Here is an 18,162-nt window from a genome sequence, read left to right on the forward strand (position 1 = left end):
AGCACCCCTGAGTTATGCGCCAGCGCGCCGCTCCTTGAGCCCTTTGATAATGAGCTGGCTGGCCGTGAACAACAGGAGCAGGGCAAACAGGATGCTGCCGAGCTGAGGCGGAATAGCCGCGGCCACCGCGATTCCCCCGAACGACGCAGGAATAGCGAGCAGACCGATGATGCCCGCAGCCCTGAGGTCGGAATTGCGATTGCGAAGGTTCGAGATCGTTCCCGTAATCGCGGTGGGAATCATCATGACGAGCGAGGTTCCCTTGGCCACGAGGTCGCCCATTCCAAAGAACAGGAGCATGACGGGAACCACGATGACCCCGCCGCCGACTCCCAGCAGTCCCGACAGGATGCCCGTGAAGAGCCCGACTCCCGCGAGCGCGAGCACCGTGCCGACGCTGTAGTCCAGCGAGGTCTCCCGCGCGGGAACCACAAAGAACAGGCTCACGGCCATAATCAGCTGGAATGCCACGAAGGCCCACCGCAACCAGCCCTGCGAGATGCGCGCCAGCATCCATGTGCCGATCAGCGACCCGGCGATCGCGCCGACAGCGAGGCATCCGGCGGCCACCCAGTCAACCTCGCCGCGCACCGCGTAGCCGATGGATCCGGCGATTGCGGTGGGCAGAATCGCGGCCAAAGATGTGCCGCTCGCGAGGCGCTGGGGGAAGGCAAGCAGGAGCACGAGCAGCGGCACAATAACGATTCCGCCGCCGACCCCGAAGAGTCCCGAGAAGAATCCGGCGAGGAGGCCGACCCCGGCCAGAGTTGCGATGCGTCGAGTTGTCATGCGGTCTTTCGCGGTGGGCGACGGCGGATGCGGCGCGTGAGAGCCCGGGGCGAAGCCGCCCCGGGCGTGGTGGATTAGTTAACCTCGTCCGGGTGGGCGCTAACGCGGCCGTTGCGCTCAAGCGCCGTGATCGCGGCCATTTCATCTGCGCTCAGTTCGAAGTCGAAGATGTCGAGGTTCTCAGCCATGCGCTCGGCACGGTTCGACTTGGGGAAAACGATATTGCCGAGCTGCACGTGCCAGCGCAAAACGACCTGGGCAGACGACTTGCCGTGAGCGGCGGCAGCAGCAACAACCGGCGTCTCTTCGAGCAGCGGGTACTTGCCCTGGCCGAGCGGGCCCCACGCCTCGATGGCGATTCCCTTGTCGCGGCAAAACGAGGTGATTTCGGTCTGCTGGTAGGCGGGGTGAAGTTCGATCTGGTTGACGGCAGGCACGACATCCGTCGCAGCGAGCAGGGTCTGCAGGTGAGGAACCAAGAAGTTCGAGACACCGATCGACTTGCTCAGACCGTCTTCCTGAAACTGCTCAAGTGCGCGCCATGCCTCGACATAGAGTCCGTTGGCTGCAGCGGGCCAGTGAATCAGGTAGAGGTCCACGTAGTCGAGGCCCAGCTTCTGCAAGCTCGCATCGATCGCTGCACGCGACTTGTCATTGGCCTGCTCGGTGAACCACTGCTTGGTGGTGATGAACAGCTCGTCCCGGGGGATTCCGGATGCGGCGATCGCTTTTCCGACACCCTCTTCGTTGCCATAGATGGCCGCCGTGTCGATGTGGCGGTAGCCCATCTCCAGAGCCTCTGAGACGATCCGCTCCGTCTCGGCCGGGTCAACTTTGAACACCCCGAATCCGAGCTGAGGAATGCGGTGGCCAGAGTTGAGAGTGATGGTGGGGGTGTTCATCCTTCTATCGTGCCACCTTCGCCGGCCCCTCACCGCGCCGAAGCGAAATCACCGGAATTGCGAAAGCGCGCGGGCCGGGAACGCCCTTCAGCGTTGCCGGCCCGCGCGGTGACCTGAGTTAGACGTGTCGCTCGTCTGGGCCCACATAGAGGCTCAGCGGGCGGATGAGCGCATTGGCCTCGAGCTGCTCCAGGATGTGGGCGGTCCAACCCGTGACCCGGGAGGCGACGAAGAGCGGCGTGAACAGCTCGGTATCGAAGCCCATGAGGCTGTAGGCGGGCCCGCTCGGGTAATCGAGATTGGGCTTGATTGCCTTGCGCGCATCCATCGCCGCCTCGAGCCTGTCGTACAGCTCGGCCATATCGGGTCGATCGTAGTGCTCGATGAGGGTGTCGAGCGCCTTCTTCATGGTGGGCACCCGCGAGTCGCCGCTCTTGTAGACGCGGTGTCCGAAGCCCATAATCTTGCGCTTCTCAACGAGCGCCTGATCGAGCCATGCCTCTGCTCGTTCAGCGATCTCGATCTCGTCGAACACGTGCATGACGGCCTCGTTGGCTCCTCCGTGCAGCGGGCCCTTGAGCGCCCCGATGGCTCCGACGACGGCACTGTAGATGTCGCTCAGCGTCGACGTGACCACCCGCGCAGTAAAGGTCGAGGCGTTGAAGGAGTGCTCGGCGTAGAGGATCATCGACACGTCGAACGCGTTCACGACGACGAGCTCGGGCACCTCACCGAAGGTCATGTAGAGAAAGTTGGCTGAATACGCGAGGTCGTCGCGCGGCTCAACGAGCTCGAGCCCCCGGCGGCGGCGCTGGTCGTAAGCGACAATCGCCGGGATGCGAGCGAACATGCTCATCGCCCGGCGAAGGTTGGCCTCGGCGTCAGCGGAACTCGCAAGCGCAGGCACCGTGTCGTCCTGGGCGCCGATCACGCTGATTGCGGTGCGCACAACATCCATCGGATGCGCCGTTAGCGGCAGCTCGTCGATGACTCGCTTGACCGTGTTGTCGAGGTGCCGCTGCGACCGCTCCAGCTCCTGAAACTCTTCAAGCTGTGCAGGAGAGGGCAGCTCACCGTGCCAGAGCAGATAAGCGACCTCTTCGAACGTGCACTTCTCGGCGAGCTCCTGCACGGGATACCCGCGGTAGAGCAGCGAGTTCGTCTCGGGGTTCACCTTGGAGATCGCCGTCGCGTCGACGACGACTCCCGCGAGTCCCTTACGGATTTCTTCAGTCATGACACTCCTTCGTGATGGTCGAATAGTGGCCGTGCTCCCTGGGAGTCGGCCCGTTCAACAGCAAAGATTTTTCGAGTAGTGAAGAGCACCTGCCAGAGCAGGTGCGGGTCAGGAGTGGCCCTCCTGGCTGAAGTTGAAGACGCCGGAATCGAACGCGTTGTAGCTCTCGTAATCGAGAAGCTCATAGAGCCTCGCACGCGTCTGCATTCCCGCAACAGCTCCCTGCTGGGTTCCGTCGGCAAGAATCGTATCGAGCGTGCGCTCGGCCTCGCCCATGGCGCTTCTGAGCAGGGTGACGGGGTAGATCACGATGTTGACCCCGACATCTGCCAACTGCTGCGTCGTGAACAGCTCGCTCTTGCCGAACTCGGTCATGTTGGCCAGGATCGGCACGTCGACGGCGTTGCGGATTGCCTCGAACTCGCCGAGATCCTTCATGGCCTCGGGGAAGATCGCGTCGGCGCCAGCATCCACAAGCTTCTTTGCGCGGTCCACAGCAGAATCGAGCCCTTCGACTCCCCGGATGTCGGTGCGCGCCATGATCAGCAGGTTGGGGTCGCGTCGCGCCTGGGCCGCTGCCCGGATGCGCTTGAGTGCCGCGTCTTCGTCCACGACCTGCTTGCCGTCGAGGTGGCCGCAACGCTTGGGGTTCACCTGGTCTTCGATGTGGAGACCGGCGACCCCGGCATCCTCGAGCTCGTGAACGGTGCGGGCAACGTTCATCGGCTCACCGAAGCCGGTGTCGGCATCGATGAGGGTGGGCAGATCGGTCATGCGGCTGATCTGCAGAGCGCGCTGGGCTACCTCGGTGAGCGTGGTCAGCCCGATATCGGGCAGGCCCAGCTCAGCCGCGAGAACGGCACCCGAGATGTAAACGCCCTCGAAGCCCTTCTCCTGAATGAGCCGCGTGCTCAGCGGGGTGAATGCTCCGGGAAACCGCAGCAGCTCGCCTGTTGCGAGAGCATCGCGCAGGTTCTGCCGCTTTACTGCGGCGGTGAGGGTCGAGTACAACATTAGAAGATGCCCTTCGGGGTGACGGTGGGGATGTCTGCCGTGACGGTGAGGCCGGCGAGTTCGGCTGCGCTCAGCTCGGGCAGGCGCTGGGCCACGTCGAGAAAGCGCTCGATCTCGGCCGGGGCGAGCACGCCGTCGGCGAGCGTGCGGAACTTGGCTACATACTGCTCGCGCGCGAACGGGCGGGCACCCAGCGGGTGTGCGTCGGCCACGGCGATCTCGTCGACGATGCGGCTGCCATCGGCAAGCTCGATCTCAACTCGGCCTCCGAACGCCTTTTCGCTGATGTCGTTGGAGTGGTAGCGGCGCGTCCACTCCGCATCCTCGACCGTGGTGACCTTGTTCCACAGCTCCACGGTGTCGGGGCGACCGGCACGCTCGGGAGCGTAGGAGTCGACGTGGTGCCATGAGCCGTCCTGCAGCGCCACCGTAAAGATGTAGGGGATCGAGTGGTCGAGGGTCTCGCGGCTTGCCGTCGGGTCGTACTTCTGTGGGTCGTTGGCGCCGGATCCGATCACGTAGTGCGTGTGGTGCGAGGTGTGCAGAACCGCCCGAACGATGTTCTTGGGGTCGCGCAACGCGGGGTTTTCGGTGCCGAGCTTGCGTGCAAGGTCGATCCAGGCCTGGGCCTGGTACTCGGCCGAATGCTCCTTGGTGTAGCTGTCGAGGATGGCGCGGCGGGCCTCGCCACGCTCGGGCAGCGGCACAACATAGTGCGCGTCGGGGCCGTCGAGCAGCCACGCGATCACGCCGTCCTCGCCCTCATAGATCGGGGTCGGGCTGGTCTGACCGCGCATGGCACGGTCGACGGCTTCGACCGCCATCTTTCCGGCGAAGGCGGGGGCGTGGGCCTTCCACGTGGAGATCTCGCCCTTGCGCGACTGACGCGTTGCCGTCGTGGTGTGCAGCGCCTGGCCGATGCTCTGGAAGATCGTCTCGGTGTCGAGTCCCAGCAGGGTTCCGATTCCGGCGGCGGCCGACGGGCCGAGGTGGGCAACGTGGTCGATCTTGTGCTTGTGCAGGCTGATCGCCTTGACCAGGTCCACCTGAATCTCGTAGCCGGTCACGAGGCCGCGCAGCAGCTCCTCGCCCGTGCGACCGAGGTGCTGGGCAACGGCGAGGATGGGCGGAATGTTGTCGCCGGGGTGCGAGTATTCTGCCGCGAGAAAGGTGTCGTGGTAGTCGAGTTCACGCACGGCAACGCCGTTGGCCCAGGCAGCCCACTCGGGGCTCGACGGAGTCTCGACGCCGAACACGGTCGAGCCTGATCCGCCGCGAGAAACGGGATGCTGCAGCGCCTGTGCACGGGCAGAAACGACCGGTCCGCGGCTGAGCGACGCCGTGGCGACGGCCGCGTTGTCGATGATGCGGTTGATGACCATGTCGGCCACCTCATCCGTCACGGCTACGTTCTCAGAGGCAACCTCCGCGATCTTCCAGGCGAGCTGGTCTTCGCGGCCGAGGTTGTCGGAGCTGGGGTGAACGCGCACATCGTGGTTCTTCACTGAGGGATGTCCTTTCGAGGGTGATGATGGGTCAGACGACTGCGGTGAGGCGCTCGGCAAGCCGCCCCGAGGTTGCGGACTGCATGATGTTCTGCAGGCTGCGATAAAGGTGAACGTGCGTGGCGTGAGCCGCGAGCGATGCGTCGCCTGCCACGACGGCGTCGACGATGAGTAGGTGCTCCCCCGCTGCGGCCGCGAGGCGAGCGGGGTCGTCCTGTGCGAGGCGGCGGATGCGCACGAGATGGGTTCGAACGTTGGCCAGGGCGGCGACGAGGTAGGGGCTGCGTGCTGCCTCGTCCATGGCCACATCGAAGCGGGCGACGAGTTCGTAGTAGGCGTGGTGGTCGGCCAGGAGACGATCGCTGTCGCGAAACTCGCCCTGCAACTGCTCAAACACCGCGCGGTCTCGCCGTTCGGCCGCGAGGGAGGCGACCCTCTGCTCGAGGGCTTGGCGGGCCTCGAAGAGCTCGGCGATGTCGTCGATCGATACGGCGGTGACCACAAGTCCGCGGCCGGCCTGGGACGCGACGAGGCCGTCGGCGACGAGGCGGCTGAGCGCCTCTCGAAGCGGCGTTCGGCTCACCCCGAGCCGGGCGGCCTGCTCGACCTCACCCAGCACGGTTCCCGGCTCAAGCTCCCAGTCGACGATCTGTTCCCGGAGCATCCGATAGGCGCGATCACTCGCTCTCATCGTTCCTCCTGATCCACTCGACTCCGCCCAGTGTATACACAAAGCCCGAGATTGGCAGTCTTGCCGCTCTTTTCAGGGCTGTTTGTATACATGAGCACGCCACGTGGCACGGCCAGGAGGGAAATGTGGGAAGCGATCAGATAAGGGGTTGACGCGTTACTTGCTTTTTGCAAGTATCGAACTCCCACGGAACCACTCACGGCACAAAGATCAAAGGAGACGCAATGACCACCGATATTTTCGTCAACCTGACAACGAGCGATCTGCCCCGTTCCAAGCAGTTCTTCCAGGGCCTCGGTTGGGAGCTCAACCCGCTATTCAGCGACGACAACGCGGCCTGCGTCGTCATCGACGAGCACGTCTACCTCATGGTGCTCACGCGCGAATTCTTTGCGACCTTCACGCAGAAGCAACTGGCAGACCCCCATACGCACGCCCTCGTCCAGACCGCAATCAGCGCCGACAGCCGCGAAGCCGTCGATGACCTCGTCAAGAAGGCGCTCGCGGCCGGCGGCATAGAACCCAAGGAGCCGCAGGACTACGGATTCATGTATTCCCGCGACTTCGAAGACCCCGACGGCAACGAGTTCAGCGTGCTGTGGATGGACCCCACTGCTGCGGAAAAAGGCCCAGAAGCATTCATGGCCGACCAGGGCGGAGCACCCGCCTAACGTGGCCGCACGCAACTACGGGCAATACTGCGGAGTCGTCACCGCCCTCGAGCTGGTCGGTGAACGGTGGGCGCTGCTCATCGTTCGCGACCTGCTCGTGGGGCCGCGGCGCTACAGCGACCTCAAAAACGGATTGCCCCGCATCCCGACCAACATCCTCAGCACGCGACTCAAAGAGCTGCAGGAGGCCGGAGTCATTCACCGCATCCCCCTCGCGCGCTGCGGCCTCGTCTACGACCTCACCGAGTTCGGTCGAGGGCTCGAGGATGTTGTGCTCGCGCTGGGGCGCTGGGGCTTCCACGCGATGGGCGACCCCGCCCCCGACGACATCATCACGAACGACTCGATGACCATGGCGTTCCGCACGGCCTTCCAAGCGGATGTTGCTGCCGCCTATCCTCCGACCGCCTACCAGGTACACATCGGCGATGTGGCGCTCGGCCTGCGCACGGTGGCCGGAACGCTCCAGATCGCTCCGGTGCCCGGAAGCTCCGGCGTGCCACTGCCCGCAACCGTTAACCCGTTTTCGCACGGAATCGACCTGACCTTTGCGGCTGGCCCCGGCATCCGGTCTCTCATTGCAGGCGAGCTCTCCCCCGCCGCCGCCATCTCGAACGGCACAGTGCGCGTGCTGGGCGGCGATGCCGCGCTGCTCGATCGCTTCGCCGCGACGTTCTCGCTACGTCTCGGCGCGCAGCACGCGCCCGCGGCGTGACTACGAGATAAAGCCGAGCATCTGCGCCAGCTCGGGAACCTTGGTGATCGCGTCACGGGCGATGAAAAAGCCGACAATACCCACGATCCACGCCGTCGTCTCCCCGCCCTCCCTGGTCATCCACCCGGCAAGGCGCGCGAGCAGCGGCTCAACTACCCGGCGGGCGAGGATGCGCGCGGCAAGCAGCACAAGCGCTGGCAGAACCATAACGACGCAGTAGCCCGCGAGCGCGAGTGCCCTGCCGCCCGCGTCGAGGTCCGACCCGGAGAGCAGCCCCACCGCGGCGAGGTAGGGCAGCATCGTCGCAACCTCGAGCATCGCCGCAGTGAGGGCGAGCGCGATGAGGCTGCCGAGCGAACCGGGCCCGCCGCCCTGCTCCATGGCGCGAGACCGCCAGCGAACCAGTCTGCCGGGAGACGCCGGCGATGCTTCCTCGGTATTCGTCTGCGGTGTGCGGCCAATAAAGAAGCTCCCGATCAGCAGGGCAACTCCGGCAACGAACTGCGCGCGACCCGCCCAGGGGCTAGCGAGAAACTCAGCGTCGGCGAGAAAGGTCACGGCTCCAACCGAAAGCAGCAGACCCAGCACGAAGTAGAACGCGGCAACCGTGCCGAGAAAGATGAGCACGCGAGACGGCCGCAGCCGACCGGGGGCGAGAAGAAGCCAGATCGGGATGAGGAGCGTGCCAAAGCTGAGCGAGTCGACGAGGGCGAGCGCCAGGAGGGGCAGCGCGAGTTCGAGAGGGAGGTCTGGGAGAAGGGGCAACGGCATAGACCCACCCTCGCGATCAGCATCGCAACCGACAATCGGCCATCCGGCCGAAGACTCGGCCGCCGTGTACATCCTTCGGATGACCTCTGGCGCACCGCAATGTGTTCAGATGGGCAGGTGAATGTTCGTGGCAGGTGGACGGAAAGACTACGGGGCAACGGCTCAGCGGCAACCGTGGCCCAAGCTCTCGGGGTCGCCGTCCTCGGGCTGCTGTTCATCGCCGTCGGGCTGGTCGACGCGTGGGGATTCCCCGGCGGTGTCGTCGTCGACCCGTGGTGGTTCGCGATTCCGCTCGCCGTGGCGTGCGGCGCCATGCTCATCAAACGCCGGCACCCTCTCGTCGCACTCGGCATTGGCCTCGTTGCGTTTGGGGTCGATGCCTATGCGGGAGGCAGCCTGGGCGTGATCGTCGCCCTGGTCGATCTGCTCTATGCCGCCGCGCTGTTCTCGGGGCCGGGAATCCCGCGTCGACTTGTCGCCGCGGCGCTTGCCGTCGTGCTCGCCGTGACCGCCGTCACGTTCATCGTCGGCGGCAGCCTGCAAGACACCGTAATCATGGGGGTGCAGGCCTTCGCCCTGCTCGGCACGCCACTCTGGTGGGGGCTCTCCGTTCGTCAGCAACGAGAGCTCGCGGATCTCGCCGCGGCACGGGCCCTCGACATCCAACGCCTCTCAGAATTGCGCGAATCGGATGCTGTGCGCGGCGAGCGCACACGAATGGCGAGCGAGCTGCACGACGCGCTTGCCGGAAACCTCTCCGCTATCGCAATCCACTCTGCGGCGGCCCTCGCCCAGCAACAACCAGATCACCGCGATGCCGAGGCACTTCGCGCGATCCGCTCAGCAAGCATTGAGGCGCTTGAAGAGCTGCGGTCCATGATCGAGCTGCTGCGAGGCGAAGGTGATGCCCTCATCGCACCGGCCCGTCTCGCCGAAGTATGCGATCTCGTCACCGCCGTCAGGTCTCGCGGCGTAGACGTGCACTACACCGTGACACCAGATCCTCCTCCGCACCTTCCCGCCGCCGTTGACCATGCCGCGTACCGCATCGTGCAGGAGGCACTCGCAAATGCCACCCGGCATGCGATCGGAGCAGCGGTGCACGTCAGCGTCGAGGTTGCGGTGGAGTCCCTCAGCATCGTCGTCTCGAATTCCCGCGGCGCGTCCATGGTTGATCCAACGCTCGGCGGGCTCGGCACCACAACGATGAGGGAACGCTCCGAGGCGCTTGGCGGCAGCTTCGCCGCAGGCTGGGACTCCAACGACGACTGGGTCGTGCGTGCCACAATCCCGATTGTGAGTGCGACCGTATGACCATCTCAGTGCTTCTCGCCGACGACCATTCAGCCATTCGCTCCGGCCTGCGACTCCTGCTGCAGAACTCGGATGACATCACGGTGGTCGGCGAGGCCGGCGACGGAGCCACCGCCATTAGCAACGCGCGCGCCCTTCGCCCCGACGTGGTGCTCATGGATATTCGGATGCCCGGAATCGACGGCGTTGAAGCAACCCGCGCCATCCGCGCAGAAGGCCTCGCAGAGGTGCTCGTTCTCACGACGTTTGGTCACGACGACGTGGTCTTCGCAGCCCTCCGCGCCGGTGCCGCTGGCTTTCTTCTCAAGACGGCGGGCGCAGCCCAGCTCATCGATGCCGTTTGCCGAGTATCGGCAGGTGAGGGCGTGCTCGCGCCGGAGGTGACCCGCGGTCTGCTCGATGCATTTGCGCAGTCGAAGATCCTCGAGGCGGCGGCCCCTCCTGCCTGGCTCACTTCCCTCACCGCCCGCGAAATCGACGTTCTGCGAGGCATCGCCGGCGGCCAATCCAATGCGGAGATCGCCCGCACCCTCGGCATCTCGACCGCGACCGCGAAAACGCATGTCTCGCGGGTGCTCGCCAAGCTCGAATGCACCAGCAGGATGCAGGCCGCCATCCTGGCGCGAGAAGCGGGGCTCGACACACCAACGGCTTAGGATAGAAGGCTCATGACTCCCGCCGACGCCGCCATTCAGATCGTCTACCCGCCCGACCTTCCGGTCAGCCAGCGGCGCGACGACATCAGCGCGGCCATTCGCGACAATCAGGTCGTGATTGTCGCCGGCGCAACGGGGTCTGGCAAGACGACTCAGCTGCCCAAGATGCTGCTGGAGCTCGGCTACCAGTCCATCGGTCACACGCAACCCCGGCGCATCGCGGCCCGCACCATTGCCGAGCGCATCGCCGAAGAGCTGGGCCAGGAGGTCGGCGAACTCGTCGGCTACCAGGTGCGATTCACCGACCGCACGGCCAAGGGCACCCGGGTCAAGCTCATGACCGACGGCATCCTGCTCAACGAGATTCACCGCGACCGGCTGCTGCGCAAGTACGACGCGATCATCATTGACGAGGCGCACGAGCGCAGCCTCACGATCGACTTTTTGCTCGGCTACCTCAAGCAGCTGCTGCCTAAGCGGCCGGAGCTCAAGGTCATCATCACGTCGGCGACGATCGACCCCGAAAGCTTTGCGAAGCACTTCGCTGCAGCGGATGGCTCCCCTGCCCCCATCGTCGAGGTCAGCGGACGCACCTATCCCGTGGAGATCCGCTATCGCCCTCTGGCCCCGGATGCTGAATCCGACGACCCCGACGACGAAGCGTCTGCCCCCGCGGCCCCCGCAGAGGGCGACGCTCTCGACCTCTTCGACGGCATCAACGCAGCGATCGACGAGCTCGGCCGCGAGGGCAGCGGCGACATTCTCGTGTTCCTCAGCGGTGAGAACGAGATTCGGGATGCCGAAGATGCGATTCGTGCGCGCAATCTGCCCGGAGTCGAGGTGCTCCCTCTTTATGGCCGACTGAGCGCAGCCGACCAACACAAGGTCTTTCAGCCGTCGTCGGTCGCTGGTACCCGGCGCCGCATCGTGCTCGCGACCAACGTCGCCGAGACCTCCCTCACGGTTCCCGGCATCAAGTACGTAATCGACGCCGGCACCGCCCGCATCAGCCGCTACAGCGTTCGCGCCAAGATTCAGCGCCTCCCCATTGAGGCGATTTCGCAGGCCTCGGCCAACCAGCGATCCGGGCGATCCGGCCGCACGAGCGACGGCATCGCCATCCGCCTCTACTCGGAGCAGGACTTCGAGAAACGGCCAGAGTTCACCGACCCCGAGATCCTGCGCACCAACCTGGCGGCGGTCATCCTGCAGATGATCTCCCTCGGGCTCGGCGCGATCGAGGACTTCCCGTTTTTGCAACCGCCAGATTCGCGCGGCATCAAAGACGGCCTCGACCTGCTCGCCGAACTCGGTGCCGTCGAGCGCGGCGGCGGTGCAGGCACGGCACCCCGCATCACCAAGATCGGCCGCCAGCTTTCGCAACTGCCGATCGACCCACGCCTCGCCCGCATGGTGATCGAGTCTGGCAAGCACGGGGTTTCGCGTGAGGTCATGGCCATCGTCGCCGGCCTCAGCATCCAGGATCCTCGGGAACGCCCGCTCGAGAAACGCCCCCAGGCCGACCAGCTGCACGCCCGCTTCGCCGACAAGACAAGCGACTTTCTCACCCTTCTCAACCTGTGGAACCACCTCAAAGAGAAGGAGAAGGAGCTCAGTGGAGGGCAGTTCCGACGCCTCTGCAAAGCCGAATATCTCAACTTTCTCAGGGTGCGCGAATGGGCAGATGTTTACCGCCAGCTCGAACGCATGGCCAAACCTTTGGGCCTCACGATCGGCGAGCCCAGCAATGACGGCCCCGGCATCCACCGCTCGATCATGGCCGGGCTGCTCAGCCAGCTCGGCGTGCGGGACGACACCGTCGCCGACCCGAGCGGCAAGGGCAGCAAAGACCGTGATCGCCCGCGCAACAAGAAGGGCGATTACATCGGCGCCCGGCAGGTGCGTTTTTCGATCTTCCCCGGATCGACCCTCGCCAAAAAGCAGCCCGCAGAGATCATGAGCGCCGAGCTCGTCGAGACGAGTCGCCTCTTCGCTCGCATGAACGCGGCCGTCGATCTGGCCTGGGCCGAGCCCCTCGCGGGCGACCTGGCCAAGCGCAGCTATGGCGAACCGCACTGGGAGAAGAAGCAGGGCTCCGCCGTCGCCTATGAGCGGGTCACCCTCTACGGTGTGCCCATCGTGGCGCGCCGCCGCGTGCAGCTCTCGCGCATCGACCCGGCGCAGGCGCGCGACCTGTTCATCCGTCACGCCCTTGTGCAGGGCGAATGGGATAGCGAGCGGCTCGACAAGCGCCTCACCGCGTTCGAGCGCGCCAACCGCACGCTGCGCGACGAGCTTGCCGATGTTGAGGAGCGCACGCGACGCCGCAACATCCTCGTCGACGACGAGGCCGTCTACGAGTTCTACGACCGCCGCATCCCGGCCACTGTGAGCACCCAGCGCGATTTCGAGTCGTGGTGGAAGAAGACTCGGGAAGAGACCCCCGAGCTGCTCACGATGACGCGCGACGACCTGCTCGACCACGAGGATGCTCCGCCCGAGCTGGTCGAAAGCGACTTTCCTAAGCAATGGAGCCAGGGCGACCAGCGTCTTGCCCTCAGCTACCGCTTCGAGCCCGGCTCACCCGACGATGGCGTCACCGTGAGGGTGCCGCTCGCTCTGCTGGCGCGGCTTTCTGCCGACGGGTTCGACTGGCAGGTTCCCGGGTTCCGAGAGCAGCTCGCCACGGCCATGATCAAAGCGTTGCCCAAGGCGATCCGTCGCAATGTTGTGCCCGCCGCCGACTGGGCTCGCCGCCTGCTCAGCACGCTGCCCGACGACCTCGACACGACAGAGATGCCGTTTGCCGAATATCTCGCGTCGCAGATCCAGCGCCAGACCTACACCCCCGTCGATGTCGACGACTTCGAACTCGAACGAGTGCCGGATCACCTGCTCGTCACCTTCGCGGTGATCGACGACAACGGTCGCGAACTCGCCCGCTCCAAGGACCTCGCGAGCCTGCAGGAGAAGCTCAAGAATCGGGCCCGCGAGTCGGTTGCCCGGCTTCACGCTCAACCGCAGGGCGGTCGCGGTCGCGGCCCCGCAGCGCGCCCCGAGGGGGATGCCCGGCCCGCCGACAGTCGTCCCGGCCCCCGCCAGGGTGGAGCACCTTCGCAGTCGATCGAGCGCACCGGGCTCACATCCTGGGACCTCGACGTGCTGCCGCGCGTGCTCGACACTCGGCTCGGAGGCAACACCGTTCGCGCCTACCCCGCGCTCGTCGACCAGGGAACCACCGTGGGCATCCGGCTCATGAGCACCCCGGCAGACCAGGCTCGGGAGCACCGCCGCGGCGTTCGCCGACTTCTCGCCCTGGCCATCCCCGCCCCGCTCGGGTATGTGCAGCAGCACCTCACAGCGGCCGAAAAGCTCAGCCTCGGTGCGAGCCCCTACCGCACGACGCAGGCTCTGTTCGAAGACTGCATGGTGGCCTGCCTTGACGCAGCGCTCGATGCTCATGCCGCCGCAGCATCCACTGTTGACCCCGTCGAAGCCACCCTCGCTGCGCTGCCGTGGACCAAGGCGGACTTCGAGCGGATGCGGGATGCCGCCTCGTCAACGATTGTCGACGCCCTGTTCGAGACGGTCGGCCTGGTGGCCAAGACTCTCGCCGCGGCGCGGGAGGCCGAACGGGCGATCAAGTCCGCGTCGAGCATGGCGCTGATCGCACCCCTCGCCGACGCACGCGAACAGCTCGATGCGCTCGTCTACCCCGGGTTCGCCGGGGCGACAGGTCGCGAGCGACTGCGGCGACTGCCCCTCTATGTGGGTGCGATCACGCACCGAGTGTCGAAGCTTGCCGAGAACCTGGGCCGCGACCGCGTGTGGATGGCCGAGGTTCAGAAGGCCACCGAGCTCTACGTCAAGGCGGGCGGGCAGCTACCCTTGCCCGCCGAGGCAGCCAACGACCCCGCACAGGCCAACCTGGTTCGGGCGCGGTGGATGCTCGAAGAACTGCGCATTAGCCTCTTCGCTCAGCACCTCGGCACCGCCGAACCCGTCTCGCTCCAGCGCATCCAGAAGGCCCTCGGGCGCTAGCCGAGCCGATCGCCCATCGAGGCTTTGGCACCGCACGCACACTAACGGCCGGCCACCCGAGGGTGAGCCGGCCGCAGCGCGCTAGGTGTTACTGGGTGGTGCCGGGTGTTACTGGGTGGTGCCGGGTGTTACTGGGTGGTGCCGGGTGTTACTGGGTGGTGCCGGGTGTTACTGGGTGGTGCCGGGTGTTACGCCTTGGGGGCAGACGTCGCCTTGGCGTTCGTCTCGTAGGAGGTGTTGGTCGACTCGAAGAAGTTCACCAATTCGAGGGTGTCGTTCGCGGTCGCCATCCACTTGGCCGGGTTCGAGACCTTGTAGTGCGGCTCGAAGCCGAGCTCCTCAAGGCGACGGTCAGCCAGGTACTTCACGTACTGGTTGATGTAGTTCGCGTTGAGGCCCAGGATGCCGCCGGGGAGAAGGTCGTTGTTGTACTCCTCCTCCATCTCGACAGCATCCAAGATCATCTGGCGAATCTCGTCGGCGAACTCGGGCGTCTGCAGCTCGGGGTTCTCTTCGAGCACCGTGAGGATGAGGTTGATGCCGAACTTGAGGTGCAGGCTCTCGTCGCGAACAACCCAGTCCATGAGCGAACCGAAGTTGCGCAGCAGATTGCGCTGGCGGAACGACAGGGCGACCATAAAGCCCGAGTAGAACCAGATGCCCTCAAGCACGACGTTGTAGGCAACGAGGTTGCGCACGAAGTCCTGCTTGCCCTCAAGCGTCGTAATGTCGAGGGTCTCCTCGGTCATGCGACGGATGAACTTGACCTGGAATTCCTCCTTGCGCGCCATCGACGGGATGTCGACGTGCGCTGCGTAGGCCTTCTCGCGGTCGATCGGGAACGTCTCGAGCACATACTCGAACGACATGCAGTGGTTGGCTTCTTCCCACATCTGCTTGGCGAGGTAGAGGTGCGCCTCTGCCGCGTTGAGGTAGGGGTAGACGCCGAAGGCGAGCGCCTTGTTCACGAGCAGCTCGTTCGGGTTGAAGTAGCTCATGAGGAACGTGACGGCGTGGCGCTCTTCGTCCGTCATCTTCTTGAAGTCGGCGATGTCCTCGCCCAGCTGGATCTCGTTGGGGAACCAGGTGTTGGCGACGGCCTGGTCGTACAGGTCCATTGCCCACTGGTACTTGATCGGCTTAAGGAGGAGACCTTCTTGAATTCCGGTTCCGAGGATGCCCATGTGTTACTTCATCTTCTTTCTCACTGAATAGTTCGGTGGGCCACAGCCCTCATCGCTCGCCGCGGCACTGCCGCGACGGCTGTTGACGCGGCCTACTGGCAGCTATCGCACTGAAGCTCGTCCATCGGGTCTACGGGCACGTAGTACTCATCGGTTCCGTTCATCATTCACCTGCCTTCGGGGCAAGTCCGCCGAAGCCGCGGCGGGCGGGGGCAGCCGCAGCGGGCTGCCCGGCCTCGGCCGGGGCAGCCGCTGCGGGAGCAGCAGAGCCGAATCCACGCTTGGCGCCCGTCGAGATCTCCTCGGCCTTGTTCACCTTGACGGTGGACTGCTCGGCTTGGTGACGCGGCTTCATGTGTAGGTAGTAGGTGGTCTTGACGCCACGCTCCCAGGCACCGTAATAGATGTCCATCATCTCGCCGAGGTCGCGAGTCTCCAGGTACATGTTGCGGCTGATGGCCTGGTCGATCCACTTCTGGGCACGGGCCGCGACCTCAAGGAAGGAGTACGGCGAGAGCTGGAAGCTCGTCTTGTAGACCTCCTTGAGGTGGTCGGGAATCGACGCAACCCGCGAGATGTCGCCCTGGCTGCGCAGGATGTCCTCGCGAACGCTCTCCCAGAGGCCGAGCTTCTGCAGGTCGGCCACGAGGTTGCGGTTGACCTCAAGGAACTTGCCGTTGGAGGTCGAGCGGCTGAAGATCTGCGAGAACTGGGGGTCGAGGCCCGGCGTCGTTCCGGCAACAAGGCCGATGGATGCGGTGGGGGCGATGGCCATGAGGGTCGCGTTGCGCATTCCGCCCTTGACCTTCTCGCGCATGGCGTCCCAGTCGAGGCGCGTCTTGCGGTTGACCTTGATCTCAAGACCGCGGTCCTGCTCGGTCAGCGCAATGCTGTCGATCGGCACGAGGCCCTCCGACCAGCGGGATCCCTCGAAGTTCGGATAGGAGCCGCGCTCCTGGGCGAGGTCGGCGCTCTCGTCGATCGCCGCGTAGGAGACGTGCTCCATGATCTCGTCGATGAGGTCGTAGGCCTCTTCGCTCTCGTAGCTGAAGCCGAGGCGCTCGACGATGTCGGTGAAGCCCATGACGCCGAGGCCAACCGCGCGGTTCTGCTGGTTGGAGAAGTCGGCCTCTGCGACGGACGACCGGGTGATGTCGATGAGGTTGTCGAGCTGGCGCACCGCGAGGCGGGCGCTCTCTTCGATCTTGGCGAAGTCAATCGACACGGCGCCGGTCTCGCCGTCGACGAGGAGGTGGCGGCTCAGGTTGATCGAGGCCAGGTTGCAGACGGAGACGTTGTCTTCGTCCTGCGGGAGGGTGATCTCGGTGCACAGGTTCGAGAGGTGAATCGTGCCCGTGTTGTTGTTGAGGGCACGGTTGTTGATCGTGTCCTTCCAGGTGAGCCACGGGTGGCTGGAGCCCTGCAGGGAGATCAGGATCGACTTGAACTGCTCGCGTGCCTTGATCTTCTTGTGCATGCGCATCTCGCCGGCCTCGGCCATCGCGACGTACTCGTTGTAGCGGGCGGAGAAGGCCGCACCATAGAGCTCGTTGAGGTCCGTAACCTCGAGCGGGTCGAAGAGGTACCAGTCGCCATCCGTCTGCACGCGCTTCATGAACTCGTCGCTGATCCAGACGGCCGTGTTGGCGGTGCGGGTGCGGCGGTACGGGTCACCGGAGTTCTGGCGGAGGTCGAGGAACTCGGGGAAGTCGAGGTGCCAGTTCTCCATGTAGAAGCACAGGGCGCCGAACTTTTTGCCTCCGCGGCTGACCGCGCGCAGAATCGAGTCGATCGTGTGCATGAACGGGATCGGGCCCGTCGACGTGGTGTTGTTGGAGCGGATGGGCGAGCCCTGGGCGCGCAGCTTGGTCACGGAGAGGCCGATGCCGCCCGTGCCCTTGGTGAGCCACATGACATCGCGCGTGGTCTTGGCGATGTGCTCCATGTCGTCCTGCATCTCCATGACGAAGCAGTTCGCGAGCTGGGGGTAGATGGTGCCGGCGTTGACGAGGGTAGACCCGGCGGCGAGGTACTCGAGCTTGGACATCTTGTCGTAGAACGCGATTGCGGCAGCGGTCGGGTCTTGCTCGTTGAGCGACAGACCCATCGCGATGCGCATCCAGAAGTACTGCGGAACCTCGAGCGCGTCGCCGTTGCGACCCTTGATGCCGTAGCGGTTGTTGAGGGTTACAACACCGATGTACTTGAGCAGGCTGTCGTGGCTGTGGTCGAGGGCAGCAGAAAGACGGGAGAAGTCGAACAGTTCACCGAGGCGGGGGTCGAGCAGGCCCTCCTCGACGCCGCGACGCACATTCGGCTCAAAGTGCTCAGCGTGCAGGCTGCGCAGTTCGGCGTCGTCGGAGTAGTCGCCGAGAACGCGCTTATAGATGGTCTTGAGCAGGAGACGCGCGGCGACGGTGTCGAAGGCAGGGTCGTCTTTGATGTTCTGAAGGGCGACCTGGATGACGGCCTCGTCGAGCTGCTGCGTGGTGATGCCGTCGAAGAGCGTGAGCTCGAGTTCGCTCGCAATCTGGGTCACCCAGGTGATGTTCTCGTCGAGACCAGCGCTGGCCTCTTCAATCGCCAGGTTGATTTTGTTGGCGTCATACGCCTCACGCTGACCGTTGCGCTTAACTACGGTGATTGCCACGATGCTCCCTCTTCGTCTTCCG

General features: G+C 64.9%; 14 protein-coding genes. 5 read left to right on the top strand and 9 right to left on the bottom strand.

Annotated elements, in window-relative coordinates; translation table 11 throughout:
- Positions 1 to 12: 12 nt before the first annotated feature.
- The 6 genes from C2138_RS10055 to C2138_RS10080 form a co-directional block, all read right to left on the bottom strand.
- Complete coding sequence (locus tag C2138_RS10055) at positions 13 to 789, bottom strand: sulfite exporter TauE/SafE family protein (RefSeq protein WP_108517536.1); 777 nt, start codon at positions 787 to 789, stop codon at positions 13 to 15.
- Between the two features lie 74 nt (positions 790 to 863).
- Entirely contained in the window at positions 864 to 1,691 is an 828-nt protein-coding gene (locus C2138_RS10060) for an aldo/keto reductase (RefSeq protein WP_108517537.1), read from the bottom strand.
- Positions 1,692 to 1,809: 118 nt separating this feature from the next.
- Positions 1,810 to 2,928, bottom strand: coding sequence for a bifunctional 2-methylcitrate synthase/citrate synthase (locus C2138_RS10065; RefSeq protein WP_108517539.1), 1,119 nt, complete (start codon positions 2,926 to 2,928; stop codon positions 1,810 to 1,812).
- Positions 2,929 to 3,036: 108 nt separating this feature from the next.
- Positions 3,037 to 3,942 carry a methylisocitrate lyase gene (gene prpB / locus C2138_RS10070; RefSeq protein ID WP_108517541.1) on the bottom strand — a complete coding sequence of 302 codons (906 nt, stop codon included), beginning with the start codon at positions 3,940 to 3,942 and terminating at the stop codon, positions 3,037 to 3,039.
- Complete coding sequence (locus C2138_RS10075) at positions 3,942 to 5,447, bottom strand: MmgE/PrpD family protein (protein ID WP_108517543.1); 1,506 nt, start codon at positions 5,445 to 5,447, stop codon at positions 3,942 to 3,944. The genes prpB and C2138_RS10075 overlap by 1 nt, the downstream gene beginning before the upstream one ends.
- A 31-nt stretch (positions 5,448 to 5,478) precedes the next feature.
- Positions 5,479 to 6,138 carry a GntR family transcriptional regulator gene (locus C2138_RS10080; RefSeq protein ID WP_108517544.1) on the bottom strand — a complete coding sequence of 220 codons (660 nt, stop codon included), beginning with the start codon at positions 6,136 to 6,138 and terminating at the stop codon, positions 5,479 to 5,481.
- A 224-nt stretch (positions 6,139 to 6,362) separates the two neighbouring features.
- Here C2138_RS10080 and C2138_RS10085 point away from each other — a divergent pair, with 224 nt between their 5' ends.
- Both C2138_RS10085 and C2138_RS10090 read left to right on the top strand, forming a co-directional pair.
- On the top strand, positions 6,363 to 6,809 hold the full coding sequence (locus C2138_RS10085) for a VOC family protein (protein ID WP_108517546.1): 447 nt from the start codon (positions 6,363 to 6,365) through the stop codon (positions 6,807 to 6,809).
- A 1-nt stretch (position 6,810) separates the two neighbouring features.
- Positions 6,811 to 7,524, top strand: a complete 714-nt coding sequence (locus tag C2138_RS10090; RefSeq protein WP_108517548.1) for a winged helix-turn-helix transcriptional regulator — start codon at positions 6,811 to 6,813, stop codon at positions 7,522 to 7,524.
- Here the strand turns inward: C2138_RS10090 and C2138_RS10095 are convergent, their stop codons facing one another.
- A complete protein-coding gene (locus C2138_RS10095) occupies positions 7,525 to 8,295 on the bottom strand; it encodes a GAP family protein (RefSeq protein ID WP_108519050.1) in 771 nt (256 codons plus the stop codon).
- Between the two features lie 174 nt (positions 8,296 to 8,469).
- Between C2138_RS10095 and C2138_RS10100 the strand changes: the two genes are divergently transcribed.
- The 3 genes from C2138_RS10100 to hrpA are packed head-to-tail and all read left to right on the top strand — an operon-like array spanning position 8,470 to position 14,306.
- On the top strand, positions 8,470 to 9,609 hold the full coding sequence (locus C2138_RS10100; protein ID WP_158268772.1) for a sensor histidine kinase: 1,140 nt from the start codon (positions 8,470 to 8,472) through the stop codon (positions 9,607 to 9,609).
- Positions 9,606 to 10,265, top strand: coding sequence for a response regulator (locus tag C2138_RS10105; RefSeq protein ID WP_108517551.1), 660 nt, complete (start codon positions 9,606 to 9,608; stop codon positions 10,263 to 10,265). Before C2138_RS10100 ends, C2138_RS10105 begins: the two co-directional genes overlap by 4 nt.
- Before the next feature lie 12 nt (positions 10,266 to 10,277).
- Entirely contained in the window at positions 10,278 to 14,306 is a 4,029-nt protein-coding gene (gene hrpA / locus C2138_RS10110; protein ID WP_108517553.1) for an ATP-dependent RNA helicase HrpA, read from the top strand.
- A 188-nt stretch (positions 14,307 to 14,494) separates the two neighbouring features.
- Here hrpA and C2138_RS10115 read toward each other — a convergent pair whose 3' ends face one another.
- Together C2138_RS10115 and C2138_RS10125 are read right to left on the bottom strand one after the other, a co-directional pair.
- On the bottom strand, positions 14,495 to 15,490 hold the full coding sequence (locus tag C2138_RS10115; RefSeq protein WP_108517554.1) for a ribonucleotide-diphosphate reductase subunit beta: 996 nt from the start codon (positions 15,488 to 15,490) through the stop codon (positions 14,495 to 14,497).
- 163 nt (positions 15,491 to 15,653) lie between these two features.
- Entirely contained in the window at positions 15,654 to 18,140 is a 2,487-nt protein-coding gene (locus C2138_RS10125; RefSeq protein WP_108517556.1) for a ribonucleoside-diphosphate reductase subunit alpha, read from the bottom strand.
- Positions 18,141 to 18,162: the final 22 nt, after the last annotated feature.

Origin of the sequence: Salinibacterium hongtaonis, assembly GCF_003065485.1 — a bacterium.
Taxonomy (GTDB): Bacteria; Actinomycetota; Actinomycetes; order Actinomycetales; family Microbacteriaceae; genus Homoserinimonas; species Homoserinimonas hongtaonis.

What these genes read in the sequence shown, in the direction of transcription:
- C2138_RS10055 (WP_108517536.1), bottom strand. Translation starts at nt 789, where the DNA reads ATGACAACTCGACGCATCGCAACTCTGGCCGGGGTCGGCCTCCTCGCC.
- C2138_RS10060 (WP_108517537.1), bottom strand. Translation starts at nt 1,691, where the DNA reads ATGAACACCCCCACCATCACTCTCAACTCTGGCCACCGCATTCCTCAG.
- C2138_RS10065 (WP_108517539.1), bottom strand. Translation starts at nt 2,928, where the DNA reads ATGACTGAAGAAATCCGTAAGGGACTCGCGGGAGTCGTCGTCGACGCG.
- prpB (WP_108517541.1), bottom strand. Translation starts at nt 3,942, where the DNA reads ATGTTGTACTCGACCCTCACCGCCGCAGTAAAGCGGCAGAACCTGCGC.
- C2138_RS10080 (WP_108517544.1), bottom strand. Translation starts at nt 6,138, where the DNA reads ATGAGAGCGAGTGATCGCGCCTATCGGATGCTCCGGGAACAGATCGTC.
- C2138_RS10085 (WP_108517546.1), top strand. Translation starts at nt 6,363, where the DNA reads ATGACCACCGATATTTTCGTCAACCTGACAACGAGCGATCTGCCCCGT.
- C2138_RS10095 (WP_108519050.1), bottom strand. Translation starts at nt 8,295, where the DNA reads ATGCCGTTGCCCCTTCTCCCAGACCTCCCTCTCGAACTCGCGCTGCCC.
- C2138_RS10105 (WP_108517551.1), top strand. Translation starts at nt 9,606, where the DNA reads ATGACCATCTCAGTGCTTCTCGCCGACGACCATTCAGCCATTCGCTCC.
- hrpA (WP_108517553.1), top strand. Translation starts at nt 10,278, where the DNA reads ATGACTCCCGCCGACGCCGCCATTCAGATCGTCTACCCGCCCGACCTT.
- C2138_RS10115 (WP_108517554.1), bottom strand. Translation starts at nt 15,490, where the DNA reads ATGGGCATCCTCGGAACCGGAATTCAAGAAGGTCTCCTCCTTAAGCCG.